18 protein-coding genes are annotated in these 18,069 nt (G+C 40.1%); all 18 read right to left on the bottom strand.

The window, feature by feature from the left end:
* Positions 1-47: 47 nt before the first annotated feature.
* The 18 genes from pseI to ABXT60_RS09910 all read right to left on the bottom strand — a co-directional run bounded on the left by pseI (position 48) and on the right by ABXT60_RS09910 (position 18,069).
* A complete protein-coding gene (gene pseI, locus ABXT60_RS09825; RefSeq protein ID WP_443629973.1) occupies positions 48-1,085 on the bottom strand; it encodes a pseudaminic acid synthase in 1,038 nt (345 codons plus the stop codon).
* A gap of 33 nt (positions 1,086-1,118) precedes the next feature.
* Complete coding sequence (locus ABXT60_RS09830; RefSeq protein ID WP_443629974.1) at positions 1,119-1,808, bottom strand: PIG-L deacetylase family protein; 690 nt, start codon at positions 1,806-1,808, stop codon at positions 1,119-1,121.
* Positions 1,805-2,479, bottom strand: coding sequence for a formyltransferase family protein (locus tag ABXT60_RS09835; RefSeq protein WP_443629975.1), 675 nt, complete (start codon positions 2,477-2,479; stop codon positions 1,805-1,807). Before ABXT60_RS09835 ends, ABXT60_RS09830 begins: the two co-directional genes overlap by 4 nt.
* 6 nt (positions 2,480-2,485) lie before the next feature.
* Positions 2,486-3,433, bottom strand: a complete 948-nt coding sequence (locus ABXT60_RS09840) for an ATP-grasp domain-containing protein (protein ID WP_443629976.1) — start codon at positions 3,431-3,433, stop codon at positions 2,486-2,488.
* The gene (locus ABXT60_RS09845) at positions 3,430-4,128 is read right to left on the bottom strand and encodes a metallophosphoesterase family protein (protein ID WP_443629977.1); all 699 of its coding nucleotides are present in this window, start codon (positions 4,126-4,128) and stop codon (positions 3,430-3,432) included. Before ABXT60_RS09845 ends, ABXT60_RS09840 begins: the two co-directional genes overlap by 4 nt.
* Positions 4,125-4,979 carry an NAD-dependent epimerase/dehydratase family protein gene (locus ABXT60_RS09850; protein ID WP_443629978.1) on the bottom strand — a complete coding sequence of 285 codons (855 nt, stop codon included), beginning with the start codon at positions 4,977-4,979 and terminating at the stop codon, positions 4,125-4,127. The genes ABXT60_RS09845 and ABXT60_RS09850 overlap by 4 nt, the downstream gene beginning before the upstream one ends.
* Positions 4,980-5,139: 160 nt before the next feature.
* Positions 5,140-6,231, bottom strand: a complete 1,092-nt coding sequence (gene pseG, locus ABXT60_RS09855) for a UDP-2,4-diacetamido-2,4,6-trideoxy-beta-L-altropyranose hydrolase (RefSeq protein ID WP_443629979.1) — start codon at positions 6,229-6,231, stop codon at positions 5,140-5,142.
* 3 nt (positions 6,232-6,234) lie between these two features.
* Positions 6,235-8,262, bottom strand: coding sequence for an aminotransferase class III-fold pyridoxal phosphate-dependent enzyme (locus ABXT60_RS09860; protein WP_443629980.1), 2,028 nt, complete (start codon positions 8,260-8,262; stop codon positions 6,235-6,237).
* Complete coding sequence (locus ABXT60_RS09865) at positions 8,259-9,125, bottom strand: aldo/keto reductase (RefSeq protein WP_443629981.1); 867 nt, start codon at positions 9,123-9,125, stop codon at positions 8,259-8,261. The genes ABXT60_RS09860 and ABXT60_RS09865 overlap by 4 nt, the downstream gene beginning before the upstream one ends.
* Positions 9,122-10,285 carry a UDP-4-amino-4,6-dideoxy-N-acetyl-beta-L-altrosamine transaminase gene (gene pseC, locus ABXT60_RS09870; RefSeq protein ID WP_443629982.1) on the bottom strand — a complete coding sequence of 388 codons (1,164 nt, stop codon included), beginning with the start codon at positions 10,283-10,285 and terminating at the stop codon, positions 9,122-9,124. Before pseC ends, ABXT60_RS09865 begins: the two co-directional genes overlap by 4 nt.
* Before the next feature lie 8 nt (positions 10,286-10,293).
* Positions 10,294-11,307, bottom strand: coding sequence for a UDP-N-acetylglucosamine 4,6-dehydratase (inverting) (gene pseB / locus ABXT60_RS09875; RefSeq protein ID WP_443629983.1), 1,014 nt, complete (start codon positions 11,305-11,307; stop codon positions 10,294-10,296).
* A gap of 78 nt (positions 11,308-11,385) precedes the next feature.
* Positions 11,386-11,895 carry a GNAT family N-acetyltransferase gene (locus ABXT60_RS09880; protein WP_443629984.1) on the bottom strand — a complete coding sequence of 170 codons (510 nt, stop codon included), beginning with the start codon at positions 11,893-11,895 and terminating at the stop codon, positions 11,386-11,388.
* 345 nt (positions 11,896-12,240) lie between these two features.
* The gene (locus ABXT60_RS09885; RefSeq protein ID WP_443629985.1) at positions 12,241-13,143 is read right to left on the bottom strand and encodes a class I SAM-dependent methyltransferase; all 903 of its coding nucleotides are present in this window, start codon (positions 13,141-13,143) and stop codon (positions 12,241-12,243) included.
* 65 nt (positions 13,144-13,208) lie between these two features.
* Positions 13,209-13,964: an imidazole glycerol phosphate synthase cyclase subunit gene (locus tag ABXT60_RS09890; protein ID WP_443629986.1), complete on the bottom strand. Its 756-nt coding sequence runs from the start codon at positions 13,962-13,964 to the stop codon at positions 13,209-13,211.
* Positions 13,958-14,578, bottom strand: a complete 621-nt coding sequence (hisH, locus tag ABXT60_RS09895) for an imidazole glycerol phosphate synthase subunit HisH (protein WP_443629987.1) — start codon at positions 14,576-14,578, stop codon at positions 13,958-13,960. Before hisH ends, ABXT60_RS09890 begins: the two co-directional genes overlap by 7 nt.
* Complete coding sequence (locus ABXT60_RS09900; RefSeq protein ID WP_443629988.1) at positions 14,575-15,729, bottom strand: N-acetyl sugar amidotransferase; 1,155 nt, start codon at positions 15,727-15,729, stop codon at positions 14,575-14,577. Before ABXT60_RS09900 ends, hisH begins: the two co-directional genes overlap by 4 nt.
* A gap of 61 nt (positions 15,730-15,790) precedes the next feature.
* The gene (locus ABXT60_RS09905; protein ID WP_443629989.1) at positions 15,791-16,795 is read right to left on the bottom strand and encodes a phytanoyl-CoA dioxygenase family protein; all 1,005 of its coding nucleotides are present in this window, start codon (positions 16,793-16,795) and stop codon (positions 15,791-15,793) included.
* Between the two features lie 398 nt (positions 16,796-17,193).
* Entirely contained in the window at positions 17,194-18,069 is an 876-nt protein-coding gene (locus ABXT60_RS09910) for a hypothetical protein (protein WP_443629990.1), read from the bottom strand.

Below are 18,069 nucleotides of genomic sequence, written 5' to 3' on the forward strand. Positions count from 1 at the left end.
CTTAAGCCATCCTTTAAAACATAGTTTATAATCCAGTCTTATCTGACTTAAATGTGACCCCAGTCAAGCGGAGTGCCTCTTTTTAGATCTTTACTCGCCCGTTTACCTAAACATATTTCCAAGTATTTAGTGGGTAACCCTAATCCAGGTCTTATAGCTCTTACGTTTTTGGACGTTAGTTCTTGTCCAGCTTGAATATCCTCTACGATATAGAGAGAGCGTCTATACTGCCTTGATTGCTTCTCTTTTTCGCCTGGGCCATATGAAACTTGTCCCAATGATTCCCATGCTCTTTCAGACTCAATTACAAGCGACGCCATCTCTCGGGGCTCCATAGAAAATGCACTATCAACTCCACCATCACTTCGGTCCAATGTGAAATGCTTTTCAATTACTGTGGCTCCCATAGCGACACTTGCTACAGAGACACCAACACCCATACTATGATCTGATAATCCGACCTCACATCCAAACATCTCTCTCATATGCGGTATCGTTGCAATATTGGTACCCCTAGGTGTAGACGGATATGTACTTGTACACTTTAAAAGTATTAAATCTTTGCAGCCCGCTTCTCTAGCAGTTCTTACCATCTCATCCATTTCAGACAAATCCATCATTCCAGTCGAAACGATCATTGGCTTACCGATCTCCGCTACTTTTCTTATAAGGTTGACGTCCGTGTTCTCAAAAGACGCTATTTTATAGCAGTCTACGTCAAGGCTTTCTAAAAAGTCTACAGACGAATTGTCGAATGGTGTACTAAAGGGGATCAATCCCAATTTTCGAGCACGTGCAAAAATTTTCTCATGCCATTCCCATGGCGTGTAGGCCTCTTGATATAAATTGTACAGCGATCGACCCGCCCACAACTCTTGGTCGTTAATAAACTCACCATGAGCCACATCAATTGTCATCGTATCAGCCGTGTAAGTTTGTAACTTTAGGGCATGCGCGCCAGTTTCAGCTACAGCATCTACTATCTCAAGCGCACGCTCTAACGATTGGTTGTGGTTGCCTGACATTTCTGCAATTATAAATGGAGGCGCACCAATACCCACACTATGTTTTCCGATTTTAATCATTCGTACATCCCTAATTTTGAAATTTTTTGTACTCTATTTAACTATAATTCGTCCCACAATAAATGACTCAGCCGACGCGACTCCCACAGCACAGCCCCTCCATATCGACAAAGCTTTAACTCCTTTAACAGAGCGTGGATGAGGAAACTCCCTAAGTTCGTCTTTATAAGCATTCAATGCTGCCATTTTAATATCAATAGATTCAGTTATATCAACCCAATAGTTCGGCGAAAAAAGTACCTGCCCTGTCACTGGGATCCACTCAGTTGATGAGACGATCTCCATAAACAGCAATTCCTCAACACAGTGGTTAGGCTGAGGTCTACAAGCAACAACAACGGCTTGGTGAGTAATCTGGTGATCTATATTTACATCATTTGAAAAGTGTGTAATCACGACATTAGGGCGATGCTCTGCAATAAAGGTTTCGACCGCTTTAACCACATCGAGTAGATCTACCCCATCCATCCGGTTGTCAGGAAAATTAAGCATTGTTAGAGATGTTGTGCCCAGGATTTCGTTAGCACGCATGGCGGCTTTATTACGCACTTTCTGAGCCTTATCATAATCTTTTGGATCTAAATCGCTGCGAGAAGTTTCTCCATCTGCAAGCAATAAGACATGAACCTGACATCCCGCTTTAACAAACTTTGCAATCGCCCCCCCGCAACCCAGCACTTCATCATCAGCATGTGCCGCAATAACCGCTAGAACCTTACTCATTTGTCTCTCCTATGAAATTTGACCACAGCCTCGACAGTCTCACCGACATGTTTCGCTGAAGTAAATTCCAAGCGGAAGTTGTCGATCTCAATGAATGCGCATGGATAGTTGTCTGCGTCTAACATCCGTATGTAATCATATATCTGATTTGTTGTCTCAAGATGCGACAAATCGCCATCATCTGATACTCTACGCTTAAAACTTACAACATCACCTAATTGATCTTTTAACTCTCCACAACCTTCAACAATTTTAAAAATCATTTGTTGAATAACAGTCGACGCGCGATCTAAAATCTCTTTCGCCGTTCCATCAAGAGTCAATGGCATCTTGAGATAGATAGGGCCTGCATCTAATTCCTTGACGCATTTTATCGCAGAAATGACAGTTGCTTTTTTTCCTCTAACGATGAGGTTCTGTAAAGGACTACCACCCCTACCATAGGGCAAGTCTGTCATATGGAAAATTACGCATTGGAAATCAGTGAGTATCTCATCCGGAATAATCCAAGACCAATGCGGAAAAAAAACGTAACTCGGATTTAGCGCCTTTAAATACTCCGCGGTAAGCGCTTCACGTGATTTTATGCGCGTAACGGTAAAAGTCACACCTAACTCTATTTCAAGCTGATCATGAAGAGAATGAGGTGAGGCTATAACAATATTTTTCATCACGAATTACAAAATCGGTGCTGGAGGCAGTAATTCTGACTTTTGAGTCCTGACACATTCAATACCCGGCGAAATGTTGGAGAAATCAAAGCCTATTCCTTTTGCATCTCCAATAGACCAAACAACATCATCAAAACCTAATAAATGACGCATGTATACTGTAGATGAGAATCGTGGGTTTATTTCAAATATTCTTGGACCATCATCAGTCAAGCGGAGCTGTATATTCATACTTCCCTCCAACTCTAAGTTCTCTGCTACGAACTTACACATGTCTTCTATATCTTGATAATAAACAGTTTTTGCCCAAGATGTGGTCCCTTCATTCAACACCCGCTGGAATTGTAGTACGGCAGTTTTGTTGTTTTTTGACCGGAAAACACCGCAGGTGATTTCATTATCATGTGGTAGTAACAATTCCTGAAAAATACCGTCTGGATATCTCTTCACCAAAAATAAAGCTTCATCTTCGCTTTCAACCGTAAACAAAACTTTAGATCCGGCTCCCTTTCGACCCTTAAAAATACAAGGATACTCAAATGGGATATTCTCTTGAGCGGTTCTCGTCCAAGGCACCGGCAAACCAAGAGATGACAAAAATTTGTTAGTAATGTATTTATCCAAGCACTTCTCTACCACTTTAGCACCCGGATATATAACATGAATATCTTTAAACAGGTCAATATGATTGCTTATTGCCTCTATTTCAGTTTCAGATGTTGGGATTAAATAGTTAATATCAAATTCAGCTATTAGGGACTGGAGATGATCTAGATAGCTATCTACCTCACCGGCAGATGGAATCACCTTGAAATGATCGACAAATAACGAGCCTGCGTGCCTTTTTGAAAAATCAGTGCCGATAAGAATAGAACTCTGATCGTATGCTCGTATAATTCGACAAACTCCTTGGGCTATATCACCGCCGATACCCGTAATTAAATAATAAGTCATTGTCGTGTAAATACTCTATGCAGATAAGGTAAATTAGGATTCGTAACTTTCGCCCACTCTATGATGTCGTCCGTATCATAATCTTCAGTTTTAAATTCGAAATTCTGACTACAGGTGTCATATAGCACCCAATGTGCGGCACTTCCTTTATTTCTGGGCTGACCGACCGAGCCAGGATTCAGTACTATTTTGTCGCCGATTACTTTTTTCATTGGATAATGGGTATGCCCGCATATAAAAATATCACAATCCATTTCAGTCACCCAATCACAGGAGGTGAAATCGCTATCGGGGTATAAGTAATCGTTTACACAGATCGGCGAACCGTGTGCCAACATTATGTCTTTTTTTTCAATATTCAATAACAGAGGATGTGGTAAATTAATCAAATAGTCTGTTTCCTGGGCCGATAATTTATTTATCGAATCCGATAGGCCACTTCCATACTTTGCCGAAATTTTCTCTAGGTAAGCCTTATCTGTAAGAGATTTTTGAAGCATATCCTCATGATTACCTCTCACTATATCTATATCCCACGCTGCCAATAAAGCCAGAACATCTTTAGCGAAAGGATAATATCCAACGAGATCACCTGTAATTAAAAGCCGATCAACATTATACGCCTCGGCAGCATTCAAAACAGCGTTTAGTGCGTCTTTATTACCATGAATATCACCGAGGATGCCTATGTTCATTTGTTAGCTTTTCCCTGAATAGACGCTAGCGCGCTTCTAAAACTACGCCCATTTAGCAGTTCTGGTGACGGAGTTATAACCTGGTCCTGAAAATGGGCGGAATCATTCTCTCGAACAAAATCTCTTCCATTCAGCAGTCCCTCACATATTTCCTGCAACATACTTCTAACACTCTGAACCTCTTGGCCTGCTACTAAATGAGTTCCAGAAATTCCTTTTGCTATAATATCTGAAATCGTCTGAGCGAGGTCATCCACATAAATGTAATTACGCAAGTTTTCGCCGTCACCATATAGCACAGGGGCCTCTCCGGCAATCGCTTCCGCAATAGACCTATTGATACCAAGATGACTCGGCCCTTGATAACCAAACACACCACCAATTCTTAAAATACAAGCTTCTGGCAATATTGATCTCAGTAGTAATTCAGCTTCATATTTAGTGCGAGCATATTCCGTGTCTAGATTGATTTGGCTTAAGTCATTAATCGAACCACTGCTTTTCCCGTGGACTAAAGCCGCGGAAGCAAATATAAAACTTGACCCCATTTGAGAAGCAATATGGCCTAAAGCACCGGTAGCTAAAACATTGCTCACGAACATATCTTCATAAGACTGACCACTCCACCCAATTGCTGAGGCAAGGTGCACAATGATATCGAAGCTATAATTTTCTGAGATAGCACTAATTGATGATAAATCTGTCAAATCACACAACACCTCAAACTCATCCGAATTAGTGTCTAACTGCCTTACACCTCGATATACCTCTATATCTTGGCCTCCAAGGTGTTCTAGTAAATTAGAACCTATAAAGCCTGTCGCTCCAGTGACTAAAACCCTTTTTATCATATTTAATAAAATCCTATAGTTTAAGCCATAACCGAATGGAGACGAGAACCTATCGTTTTGCTAAGGCTTATTTTAAGCCCATAAGGTTGTTAGATAGCCTTTTCGTGAGATCATAAACCTGTATGCGTGACTGTAATCTAAATATCACAGTAGCTTTACTCTATTTTTTTGTTATTCCAAGTATAGCACCAGCAACCAGAATAGCCCCATCGCCAGAACACTCTCGCATACAGCGCTTAGACCAGCCTGCTAAGTCTCTGCGAGACAAAACTGCCCTAATGGCAGCTCGCACGTGCTCAATTTTAATTGTTTCCACATCACCTATCAGCTCGATCAGTCGAAGCTTACTTAAATCGTTATTTACTAGTTTTTGATTTTTAGCCAGGGTAATCACTAATGAAGGCAACCCAAGACAAAATCTCTCCCAATTAGTTGCTCCGCCAGCACCAATACCTATGTCTGCTTCTAACATTAATGGAGCCAGAGACGGCAGGTCACTATATAACGTCGCTTTCTTTATGGGTTTTATTAACTTTTTCACTTGATTATAAAACGGGCTAGCAGACGGCATAACAACATTGATCGATGAGAATTCACGTCCAAAACTATGTGCTGCTAAAAAGGCTAACTCGGTTAAATTACTCTGATCGGAGCCTCCAAAAGAAATTATGAGATTTTTGATTGATGAGTTTCGGACTTTAGCTTTCTCTCGGAGTTGCCTATACTCGGGTTGTAACAGAGCATATTTAGGGCCCAACAACTGCAAACACTGCGAATTAACACGTCCATCATATCTGCGTTTCATATCTAGAAATAGATTCTGATCAAGAACTAAATCACAAGAATGATCACGATTTGCCAAATCATCGATGACCATCAATTTCTTATAGTTCTTGGTTAGGGCTTCTTCCCACTTCACATCAATAGAATAGTGATCCACAATTAGCCAATCTGGCTGAATAACCCTCAGAATTTCGTTAGTTTCATCAGAATCTATTTGCCATGAACAACCCAACCACTTGTCGTATTCTAGATCACTTCCTTTTAATGCTGATGCCTCATTAGCGCGCTCTAGTAAAAATACACTAAAACCACTATCAATAACTTTAGCCGCTATATTTCCTGGATGATCACGACAGACAAAGCTACATTCCACGCCACGCTCACGAAGCTCCTTGGCCAGAGTTAGGCATCGTATCAAATGCCCAAACCCAATAAAATTAGAAGAATCTACCCGAAAGACCGCTTTCATTTATTAATTTAGCCTTGCAAATCCACCGTGACATACTGGCCCACTCAAAAGATCAGACACATCACGCCCATCCTCACAATCCCGTATTAACCCAAATATGGGATCAAGCGAATCAAAATAACCATCAACGACACTTTTTGTATGCTCAGTACAAACATAAACAGAGTTAGCAGCCAAATACCCTTTACGTAGCATTTCTTGACTAATTAATGACTTATATTCGAGCGCCCGAGGACTTTCAAAAGTGAATCCTGTGAGCGCGGGTAAGCCCCAATGTTTGACCGGTAAGGCGTACTTATCGGCTAGGATTTGCCAGCCCTGACGAATTGAACTTCCTGTCTGAGTTATCTTTTCCCAAGATTTTTCACGCTCCATTATTTCTAACGTTTTGAGTGCTGCGGTTGGCCCTATTCGCTCTGTCCAAAACGTACTACTAATAAACGTATTTTGGGCTGCATTCATTATTTCACGACGACCGATTACCGCTGTGATTGCATAGCCATTTCCAAGCGCCTTACCAAACATCGCCATATCTGGCTCTACGTCGTATTTTTTATGAATTCCCCCAAATGTTTCCCTGAAACCTGAAGTGCACTCATCAAAAATCAATACAATCGACCGCTCTGTCGCAAGTCTTCTTACCTTTTGTAAAAAGTTATCCTCAGGCCCAGCATTGCGCTCAACCTCCATTTTAATCACACCTATATCATGCAAATTGACTAGCGACTCTAACTCCTCAAAGTTATTATAAGAAAATGGAAACACAGTACCTTGAAGGTTTCTAGGAACGCCCAACGGATTGAGGCCAGGTAATAGGTGTCCATCTAATCCTTTATCATCTCCTAAATTTGCCGACAAATACCAATCATGCCAACCATGGTAGCCACAAATCGCAACTTTATCCCGACCCGAGAAAGCGCGAGCAATTCTTATCGCAATAGCATTAGCTTCACCACCAGATCTTGAAAAGCGGGCCATGTCAGCCCACGAATGCAGTTCAACTAGTTTTTCAGCCAGATATACTTCCTCAGGACAATTTAGTGTGGACATATTCCCTGAAGTTACTGTTGCTTGAACTGCTTCATCGACCTCTGGGTGACCATAGCCTAAAATATTGGTTCCTATGCCCATGATACTCATGTCGATTAATTCGTTCCCATCCAAATCCCAAACCATGCATCCTTTCGCCTTACTGAAATATGCAGGCCATTGATCCGGTAAAAACATCTCCGGTCTTTTAGATAACAGCATATTACCGCCAGGAATTACATTCTTGGCTCGCTTGTACAACTTTTGGCCAGCTCCCATGGAAGCCCCCTCATTTCTATTAATGTGTTTGTTAATCTCAAAAATATCAGGCATGCGCAGTCTTAAATTAAGTATTTCGGACCATGTGAAATGTATGTCCGGCGAAAAGTAGTTAAAGATTTTATCTATTAATGTGAAGTCATCGCGTTCATCCAACGTTAATCGTATATGAGAAAAGTCTTCACTCGATATCATATTGCCTGTTTGGAAAAAACCAGAACCCCGCGCATAAGGGGTTACATGCTCGCGCTCATGAGACTCCTGACTCTCCAGATGTGATCGCTCTAAAACGCTGAAACTGAACACCTCAACATCTAGCCCATCAGGATAAGTAGGGGGCATCACATTACTAAAATAATCGACCTCTGAGCTTAGGTACCCCTCAATGACTTGATCCACTAAATTAGCATCCACAAAGGGGCAGTCCCCTGTAATCCTAACTATAACATCAGCATCATGTTGTTTTGCAGCATCATAAAAACGTTCAAGGACGTCATTTTCACTACCCTGCGAACAACTAAATCCAAGATTTTTTACATGGTCTGACAAACGAATGTCAGCAACAGCATCAGAAGTGGCTACGACTATTTGATCAACTAACTTTGATTTTGAAAGTCGCAACAGCAATAGCTCGATAACAGGAATGCCATTTATGAGCTTTAACACTTTACCTGGAAATCGGCTGGATCCCATCCGCGCCTGAACTATAGCTACAATTTTCACGAAATATTCCAATTAGCAGGGTTAATGAGGTCCGTGACATCACTACTAATATCTGGGAACGAATTTATTGAGGTGCCACTAGCAGCTCCAATAATTTCTAAAAGCTGAGACTGCGTATCAACTCCAACAACCACCTTATCGATTTCAGAAAAAGAAAGCACATAAGAAAGACAAGCACTAATCGGCGATATTTTATTGTTACGCAGCCATGTATCCCAATCATCCCATAATATGTTCCAGGCTTTAAACTTACTAGGAATAGCATTTCTCGGCATAAGCAACAGCCCCTGCAAGAAACTAGAGCGCGTATGTATTTCTACTCCAGCAGTACTTAGCTTTCTCAACCAACCAGAGCTGATTAGCCGGCGATCCACCAAATTAAATGGGCACTGAACAACATCAAAGTCATATATATCAAACAATGCATCAAACTCATTTGGTGTGGACACAGACACACCCAATTTTTTAACTATGCCGAACTTCTTTAGCAACCTTATAGCTGAAAGGATTTTAATCCCTTTTGACTCAGATAATTGGCTAGGTCTATGGAGCAATAGTCCGTAAAGACTCTCTACTCCAAGGCGAGAAACTGAGTCTTCAACAGACTTGATCACCCAGCCTTCTATATCGGTTATACACTCTGGAATTTCGGGCAGTTTTGTTACCAAATTAAAACCTTCAACGCCTATATTTCCTAAAACCTGCTCACTGTCACCGTAAGCCATTGCTGTGTCAATAGTGTCAACGCCGGCAGAAGCAGCATACTTTAGAATCGCTTTGCCCCCTTCCTGGCTTACCTTCCCGTTAACATTAGAAATCCCGTATCTCATTCCAAATTGAGCTGTACCTAAAGCTAATTTCATTTTGACACCAACAGAGACGTCAGCACCTCAATAACCCTATCCTGGTCGTCTTCAGATAGGTTCGGATACATTGGTAAACTAATCGCCTCGGAATAGTATTTTTCAGATTCAGGAAAATCGCCAAGTTGAAAACCCATAGCACTATAATGAGGCTGCAAATGCACTGGTATATAATGCACATTCACTCCAATGCCTTTTTCTCTCAGACCCTCAAAAATATGTTTATGAGACCTCTGAATATCATCTAACTTTAATCGAATCACATAGAGATGTAATCCGGAATAAGTATCGTCCAATTGAAAAGGAACTTCGACTGGCAAACCTTCCAGAAGAACATTATACCGCAGAGCAATTTGGTGCCGCTTTGACACAAACTCGCTAAGTCTATGCATTTGAGATATACCAAGTGCTGCCTGAATATCAGTCATACGATAGTTGTAACCTAACTCAATCTGTTGGTAATACCATGAGCCATGTGATGGCTCAGTCATCATATTTTGATCTCGCGTAATCCCATGGCCTCGGTACAGTGCCATTTTTTCTGCTAGCTGATCGTCGTTTGTAAGTGCTGCGCCACCTTCCCCCGTGGTAACAATTTTCACGGGATGAAAACTGAACACAGTAATATCAGAGTATGCGCAATTACCGATTGGCCCGCCTAAGTAGCTGCCTCCAATGGCATGGGACGCATCTTCAATAATCTTTACGTCATATTCCATGCAAAGATGCTGAATAGCTCTCATGTCACACGACTGGCCGCAAAGATGAACAGGCACTAAAACTTTCGGTAAAGTTCCCTTTAATTGTGCCTCTATCAGCTTTTTCTCTAGTTGCTTGGGGCACATATTGTATGTTTCAGGATCGATATCAACAAAATCGATCTTAGCACCACAATATAACCCAGCATTAGCGGATGCCACAAACGTGACTGGCGTCGTCCACAACCTGTCACCCTTCCCTAACCCCAACGCCAGGCAAGCTGCATGAAGCGCTGATGTTGCACTATTCATCGCAAGAGCGTGCTTAGCGCCTACGTTTGAAGTTAAAGCATTCTCGAATGCCGGCACATTAGGTCCTTGAGTCAAAAAGTCTGACTGCAGCACCTCAATAACTGCCTCAATATCCTGTTGAGAAATGTCTTGTTTGCCATATGGAATCATTTTAACCTTCACACCTTAAAGTCAGAATCAACGTGCTCTAATATTAGCTGTCGCAGAGAATCTACTGTTTCCCATTCAGTATTTGTCCCAGAATTGTATTTAAAGCCAAACGGTACCTTTTCCGATTTATGGTGTGACATGTATTCCTCTTCACTATAAGTGAATGATACCGATGGTAGGATAGCAAAGTACTTTCCCAGGTCTATAGTATTCAATGAATCAGTATCGGTAATCATTTCCTCATGCAGCTTCTCGCCTGGCCTTATCCCAACGATCCGCGTCTCACAATCTGGAGCTATCGCTTTTGCTATATCCTGTATGCGATAGGACGGAATTTTAGGTACAAATATTTCACCTCCCAAATGGTGTTTAATTGCATACATCACCATATCAACTCCAGCTTGCAAAGAAATATTAAACCGAGTCATGTCTTTATGAGTGATCGGAATTTCACCTTCATTCCTTTTCCTCATAAAGAAAGGAATTACCGAACCTCTAGAGCCCATAACATTTCCATAACGGACAACACTAAACTTGATCTCTTTTGACCCTCTAATATTGTTAGCAGCCGTAAATAACTTATCCGACGCTAGTTTTGTCGCACCGTAAAGATTAATGGGTGCGCATGCTTTATCGGTTGACAGCGCTACCACATCGCTGACCCCGCAATCCAATGCAGCATGGATAACATTTTCCGCTCCATCAATGTTTGTGCGAATACATTCGGTAGGGTTATATTCGGCGGTATCTACTTGTTTAATCGCTGCTGCATGGATGATAACGTCAACCCCTTCGCATGCCCTTCTCAGTCTGTCCTTATCTCTTACATCTCCGATAAAAAACCGTAACTGCGAATAAACACTTTCGGGGTACTTTTCCTTAAGATCCGATTGTTTCAGTTCGTCACGTGAATAAATAATTATTTTTTTGACTGACTTATACTTATGCAATATCGTCTCAATAAACTTTTTGCCAAAAGAACCCGTACCGCCGGTTATTAAAACTGTCTTACCATTTAACATAATTAACACTCAAAAAATGACTCTAAATTATTATTTATTCATAGGACGGATAGAACTTCCGTCTCTATAAAACCCTGTCTAAATCGACATTTCCATCATCATCGCTGTGTTGTGAGGCTCAGCTAGTTCTTTTTTTATTTTTTTAAATCCGATTTTATTATAGGCTCTTACAGCTGCTAAATTACCAACATCAACACCCAAATAAAATTTATTAATCCCCATATTTTTCTTCATCCATAACGCACTACCTTTGATGACATCCGGGCCCACTCCCTTCCCTCGCCAATCATTAGCGCCTATCAAAATACCCATCGTTGCCGTCCCGGCTTGAGAGTCAATTGGTTCATACTTTATATTACCAATATGTTTCATGTTTATTTTATCAAAAATAGCTAAAAACAAGACATCACTTCTAGCATCTTTTGAGCGAACGAATGCCTTTAAATCATTTTTAGAACGTTGCTCTAACGCATAGTCAATATACTTTTTGGTCTCACCGTCCTCAAACCATGCTAGGTATTCATCAGTAACATGGTGCTCTTTCAGAGATGTCAACATAAAGCGCTCAAGCTCAATATCTACTACCATAACATTAACCTCAAATTAACTATAAATGACAGATTTTTTGGTATGAAACATTAATTCACCACCCTTCTAATCTTATTTGGGAGGCTATTACCGATGCCTAAGGGTATCAATTCGTCTTCCATCGATTTACCGTCCGACACCATATCGTCGTGATTTTTTAGTGCGGATTTTGCTTTTTCGAAGAGTCATTCAAGGTAGATTATTTATAAGTTAAATCGACCTAATCCTTTGTTTGCATTGCTTGGTCATCCCAATCAAATCCAAAAGATGGATTGATAACTACAACATGAGCTCGATGCCCAGAAAACTACTCGCTACTTATTTAAACCGTTTATTTATATTTTTTTAAGTATTTTCATTAAACTGCGCAATTATAGTTATTTCTCTCCCTATACCATTGTTCGCAAATTGTCGGAATAAATCTAAAGTACTAGTCTTCTCTTTTTGCCAAAGGGTAAGCTCCAATTCCATGCGTGCCTTGTGCGCGAATTTACCGACCTCCGGCCGTTCAATGTAATTACTAGCTGGTGTTAATAGAAATACATCAATAGGGAATATAGAAAACATATCAACTATATTAAGACCACATTTCTCCGCGAATTTTTTTCCTGTCTCTGTATTAAAATAGGAAAGGTGTTCTGGAGGGCAAAACCAAAATTCTTCTTTTTTTGTGTACCCCATCTTCTTGGAAAGTTCTTGAATCACGCTATAGTCATTTGGAAACGAAAAGGCGACAAGGCCATTTGGATTGATACTTTCTTTTAATGCTTTCATCAACTCCATTGGCTCGCGCACATGCTCTATTGTATTTCTAAGAATTATTACGTCATATTTTTTGTCTAACTCGCGAAGATATTCATAAACATCCGCTTGTTCAAAGTGGCTTAGCAGTTCCGGGAAAAATTGAGCTATCGAATACTTGCTAAAATCGACACCCTTATAATCTTTTACATTTTTACTGAGTTCTTTTAAAAGAAAACCCTCTCCAACCCCAATTTCTAGAACGGATATATCAAGAATATCACCCTGGAAGTTGTTTTTTACTGCGAAAAAACATAACTCTGCTTCAAAGGTTTTATGCTGTAATTCCCGTTTAGAGTAGGAGTCTTGATATGTTTTTGTAGCCACATCATCATCTAATTGATAATACTTTTCCTCATAAAACTGCTTTAACTCATCGTCACTTGGCAAAGGGTCAGCCATTATCCAGCCGCCACTCGATTTTTTAGATTGATATTTATTTTTCATATTTCACCTTACTCAATGTAATTTAATTCACTGATACTTGTTGTAGGATGCATCGAGGACTAGCCTTATATCTTTTTTAATGGGACTCCATAATTTTTTAGGAATGCCTTCGCTCTAAGGGGACTATTATCACCAAAGTTAAAGATGCTGCCACACGCAACTGCATCTGCGCCTCGTTGAAAAGCTTCTTTTAAATGAATAAAATTTCCTGCCCCACCGGCAATAATCACAGGTAATGAGCATGCCTTGCATACTGAATCCAATAGGTTAAGATCATACCCATCCATTACACCATCATGATCAATAGATTGGACTAATATTTCCCCTGCACCTGAATCTATTATATTACCGATATGTTTTTCTAGAGATATAGGCTCGGCAACTCTCCCACCACCTGAGTACAAAACATAGCGGCCTCTCTCAAACTTTACATCAACGGCAACTACCACAGCCTGACTTCCAGCGAAGTTAGCAATGTCCGAAATGATTTCAAGGTCTGTATAACAGATCGAGTTAAGCACTACTTTATCGGCTCCGGCTGAAAATAGTCTAAGAGCATCTGAGGGCTTAGTGATAGCACCTCCAGCAGTTAAAGGCGCGAAGCACTCATTCGCTATCTGCAGAACTTTGGAATGAAGATTTTCTAAAGCGCCATCACCGCGATCAATTTGGAGTATCAATAATTCATCAGCATCATTGTCGCTATAAACTCTTGAACTCTTCACAGGGTCGCCAACGTCTCGGGGAGAACTAAATCGCGTCGTCTTAACGAACCGGTCACCACTTAATAGCTGTATAGGTATGATTCTCCGCTTTAACATTGCCCACCCCAAAGGCAAAAATTATCTAGTAAGCGCAATCCATTCCTTTGACTTTTTTCTGGATGAAATTGCATACCGACGACATTCTCTTTCACTATCATTGAAGGAAAATGTTCACCATATTCTGTTTCCAATATGATGTTTTCTCTGTAGGTGGCGTTGAAGCAGTAACTATGAACAAAATAAAAATCTACGTGGCTCTTAACCCCTTCAAGCAATGGATGATCATTAACCCGTAAGGAATCATTCCAACCAATATGAGGCAATCTCAAACCTGAAGTTTTTTTTATAGGATTAACGGAACCGTTAACTAGCCCCAGGCCCAATGTAGCTCCACCCTCAGAACCCATATCAGCAAGAAGCTGCATACCCAAACAAATACCTAGAATAGGACGTCCTTGGGCTGCAAAATTTCTTATGGCGGCATCCAAATTCAAAGCCCTTAATTTATTCATAGCGTAAGTAAAAGAGCCTACACCAGGGATGATGAGATGCGTTATTGAACTGAAGTGGTCTGGGGCTTTTACGGGCATTGAGTCCCATCCTTGGCTATAAATTGCATTAGTCACGGACCCAATATTTCCGATACCTATATCTAGGATACCAACCTTCATGATTTAGCTGAATACCATTGATCATAATCATGCGGTTTTGGATTCCATTCGTCCTTTGAAAAATCTGGTTCAAAAGGCGCGACGACAGTTTTTGCTACAAGCTGATTAAATTTTTCTTCAGTAATTCCCACATATTCTAAAAATAATTTAAGTGACTGTGGCTTTTTTCCTTCATATCGTTGAATTAACTTATCAGCTTCGTCTTTAGACATTCTTCCGTTTCTGATATCTAAAACTGTCATTTGAGTTACCCGCGAGTATCCTCGCTTTAGAAATTTAATATAATCCCTAACCCCCTGCATGGAACATTCTATTTTTTCATAGTCGTAAATTTTCGGTGGCATCCCTTCGACTTCGTCTCCTTCCCAGCCGAGTTCATCCATGATCAACTGTGACTGCATCTTAGTATCCCATGGAATAAAAGAGCCAAGGCATAATGACTGATAACGTAGTTTTTTAAGATCTCTTGTTGAAGGGTATGTATAAGGAGTGAAGTCTCTAGCATCGTAATGGTTTAAATCATCTTCTATCATTCCACGCATATCTTCAGCTGTAATACCGAGATTAGTAATTCGATTGAATCTAGCTTCGTCAACAACCTCGATTTCATCATCGCGATAATCATAATACGCTGTATATTCTGTTGAGGGCTCACCCCATAGCACGAGAGGCGTATTGTATTTAATAGCGATATGCATTGGATACGAAAATATCCCAGTATGACAGTGCCAACAAAAATCTCCTTTTCGGATTAATGCTTCTAGCATTACACGCTGGACGACCTTCCAATTCGGCGTGAAACTAATAACGTCAACGCCGAGCGTTTTGAACGTCTTCTCGTTATTTTTAAGCAGCTGCGGACGCATGAAACCGTGATTAAATTGAACTACTAAAGGTTTTAAGTTGTACTCTTTCATTAAATAATACAGCGTAAATGTGGAATCTTTACCTCCCGAAAAAGGAATAATACAATCGTACTCGTACTTACCTCTATATTGCTCAATCAAATTATCAAAAGTGATTTTTCTTGCAGCCCAATCAATATTTTCCGATTTAAAAGTATGTTGCACACAGACGTTACAGACACCGTCGGGATTAAATTCGATAGTCTCAAAAGTCTCAGGGAGACCACACTTGATGCACTTCTTCATAATATACCTATTAGTTTTGTTACTGAACATCAGCCATTAGACACCAGAGAAAGAACTACCATTAAAACCGTGATGATATTGGATGACAGCTATACTCTAATTGAAAAATCGCTCGATTATTATTTTTCACCATACTCCCTTTATGCCAACACTTCGTGTCGCCTAGGATAATAGTGCCTTTGCTATCAACGAAAGTTTTCTCATTTCCATCATTCGTCGCTTCAGAATCTTCAACCCTCACATAGCCACGGCTAAGTAAATGCGAGCTTTTCTTGCGAGGCATATGTGAGCCTAAAATAGCAGAGTGAGGCCCGCTGTCCACGGTGACATCAGTGAGATAAATAAATACTTTACTCCACTTAAGACCATCTAAATCAAAATGATACTTTTGAGCTCCTTCAGACGACGGATTCTTGGTAGGGAATGACCACCAAACTGTAGCTATAGTCAGAAGAGCTCTACGAGACTGCATCAAGAATTCTGCTAAGATCTCAAAAAACTCGCTTTCCAAAACATCATCGGTTACATCAGTACTATGGTCTAAAATATCGACCTGAGCTATAACGCCCTGCGGACTCTCTATGTCTAGGCATTCTACACTTTTAATTCTTTCACCATCAAAGCAATCTCGGTAAACACCTGGCTTTTTACTCACATCATCAACTATTTGATCACACGACCGCTTCTCGAGTTTGAAGGGAAGTACTGTATATCCGGTTTGTTGATACTCAACTAGAAGAGAGTCTAAAATTTCTCTGGTTAAATCTTGACCTACTATATGGCCTTTCACTCTCAAAACCTCAAAACTTGCTATAACCCTATCTCGCAAAGCTAAAGCTTCCTCGGTCGTTACTTTTTCCAAATCTGTAAATAATTTGTCGTAGATTACACCATTGGTACTGGTATAAATCCGAACCAACACCTGATGGAATTTTTCTGGGGTGACCCCATGCTTATCAATCTTATATAACATGTAATGAAGAAACCGAGAGTGGTACAAGACATATGACATCCACTTGATAACCGCATGACTAATATTACTTTTCAGATTATTTATGTTACCCATAAAATTATTCCCCAGTGAAGCAGCTTAGACTAAATTTATTTAACAGTACCAACTTGCAGCTGTGACGGGTGAGTTTTATATCTAATAGCATTTAACCAATCGTTTGTACTTTTTCGTTTTTTCTGGACCACCTTTATAATCCGGGACATTCTTACTAAGCGCTATTAGAAGAATAGCCTCTCCAATCCCTAACTCTAAAACGGAACTTGAAAAAATATTGCTCTGAAAGTTACTTTTAACGCGAAAAACCATAACTCTGCTTTGAAGATTTCAACCAATCGTTACCTGATAGCAGATCATAGATTGTCAGCCATCCGTCGTTTTAACAGGTTTATATCTAGAATACAAAATCCTCTTTTTTAATATTTCAGTCTCTCCACCATAGCCATAAAAATTAACTATAAAAACTCAACTTCATCAGTTATAACGTTGACCACAGGTAACCCTTTAATTTCCTCATGACGCTCCCTGCCCTCCAAAAAGAGAAGCTTACCGTTTGTATCTTTAGCCTCTCTAAATTTCGCATCAACGAACGCATCCTTCACATCCAATGGAACTAGTTCTCCGAGCTTATCTTTTCGTACAAAAAATGCATTATTCCCACTTGAATTGCAACCAACTAGGCTATATCCCTTTTCTTCAGCTAGGGCAGTCAAAGCCTGCAGCGAAGCCCCGTAATATAAGTTACTAAGACCTTTTTGGCCTCTTACAAAGTCGGAAGAATAAGGAATGCTTATTGCTCTCTCACTACCGAAAACTGAATTATATTCGGTAATCAATATAACTGGATTAACATTTTTGATTGCCTTCAATACCCAATAATCATTACCATCAATATCGACACTAAGTATCCCTATCTCACCGCTCATATTGTTGTTAGTGATGGTCTCATCAATATTCTCAGCAGTAATAAAGCTTTGAATAGCATTTAAAGAATAACGCCAATAAATGGACTGACTTACAATAGCATCTATATTCGATTTAGCTCCATCAATCACCAGGCCTGCCCAATTGTCATGCATTAACAAAAATCTAGTATTTGATTCTCTATATGTTTCAACGCCAAATTCTATAAATGTTTTTTGGGGTAACTCCAACTTCTTTAACAAAAATTGAATTATTCCATCCTCACCCCATTGAGAGAAAACTTTGAATTCATGGTCCGAAAGAGGCTGCTGATCACTAGCAAAAATATTTTTTGCTAGAATTTTTCCAAGCAAGACTTTCTCAACATCACCGGAAGACCTGATTTTATCTACTATTTTTCTTAACAT

It is taken from the genome of Candidatus Njordibacter sp. Uisw_056, assembly GCF_047730085.1.
Classification (GTDB): Bacteria; Pseudomonadota; Gammaproteobacteria; order Pseudomonadales; family Balneatricaceae; genus Njordibacter.

Bases quoted from the DNA above. Each gene is read 5' to 3' on its own strand.
- pseI (WP_443629973.1), bottom strand. From the start codon at position 1,085: ATGATTAAAATCGGAAAACATAGTGTGGGTATTGGTGCGCCTCCATTT.
- ABXT60_RS09830 (WP_443629974.1), bottom strand. From the start codon at position 1,808: ATGAGTAAGGTTCTAGCGGTTATTGCGGCACATGCTGATGATGAAGTG.
- ABXT60_RS09835 (WP_443629975.1), bottom strand. From the start codon at position 2,479: ATGAAAAATATTGTTATAGCCTCACCTCATTCTCTTCATGATCAGCTT.
- ABXT60_RS09840 (WP_443629976.1), bottom strand. From the start codon at position 3,433: ATGACTTATTATTTAATTACGGGTATCGGCGGTGATATAGCCCAAGGA.
- ABXT60_RS09845 (WP_443629977.1), bottom strand. From the start codon at position 4,128: ATGAACATAGGCATCCTCGGTGATATTCATGGTAATAAAGACGCACTA.
- ABXT60_RS09850 (WP_443629978.1), bottom strand. From the start codon at position 4,979: ATGATAAAAAGGGTTTTAGTCACTGGAGCGACAGGCTTTATAGGTTCT.
- pseG (WP_443629979.1), bottom strand. From the start codon at position 6,231: ATGAAAGCGGTCTTTCGGGTAGATTCTTCTAATTTTATTGGGTTTGGG.
- ABXT60_RS09865 (WP_443629981.1), bottom strand. From the start codon at position 9,125: ATGAAATTAGCTTTAGGTACAGCTCAATTTGGAATGAGATACGGGATT.
- pseC (WP_443629982.1), bottom strand. From the start codon at position 10,285: ATGATTCCATATGGCAAACAAGACATTTCTCAACAGGATATTGAGGCA.
- pseB (WP_443629983.1), bottom strand. From the start codon at position 11,307: ATGTTAAATGGTAAGACAGTTTTAATAACCGGCGGTACGGGTTCTTTT.
- ABXT60_RS09880 (WP_443629984.1), bottom strand. From the start codon at position 11,895: ATGGTAGTAGATATTGAGCTTGAGCGCTTTATGTTGACATCTCTGAAA.
- ABXT60_RS09885 (WP_443629985.1), bottom strand. From the start codon at position 13,143: ATGAAAAATAAATATCAATCTAAAAAATCGAGTGGCGGCTGGATAATG.
- ABXT60_RS09890 (WP_443629986.1), bottom strand. From the start codon at position 13,964: ATGTTAAAGCGGAGAATCATACCTATACAGCTATTAAGTGGTGACCGG.
- hisH (WP_443629987.1), bottom strand. From the start codon at position 14,578: ATGAAGGTTGGTATCCTAGATATAGGTATCGGAAATATTGGGTCCGTG.
- ABXT60_RS09900 (WP_443629988.1), bottom strand. From the start codon at position 15,729: ATGAAGAAGTGCATCAAGTGTGGTCTCCCTGAGACTTTTGAGACTATC.
- ABXT60_RS09905 (WP_443629989.1), bottom strand. From the start codon at position 16,795: ATGGGTAACATAAATAATCTGAAAAGTAATATTAGTCATGCGGTTATC.
- ABXT60_RS09910 (WP_443629990.1), bottom strand. From the start codon at position 18,069: ATGTTAAGAAAAATAGTAGATAAAATCAGGTCTTCCGGTGATGTTGAG.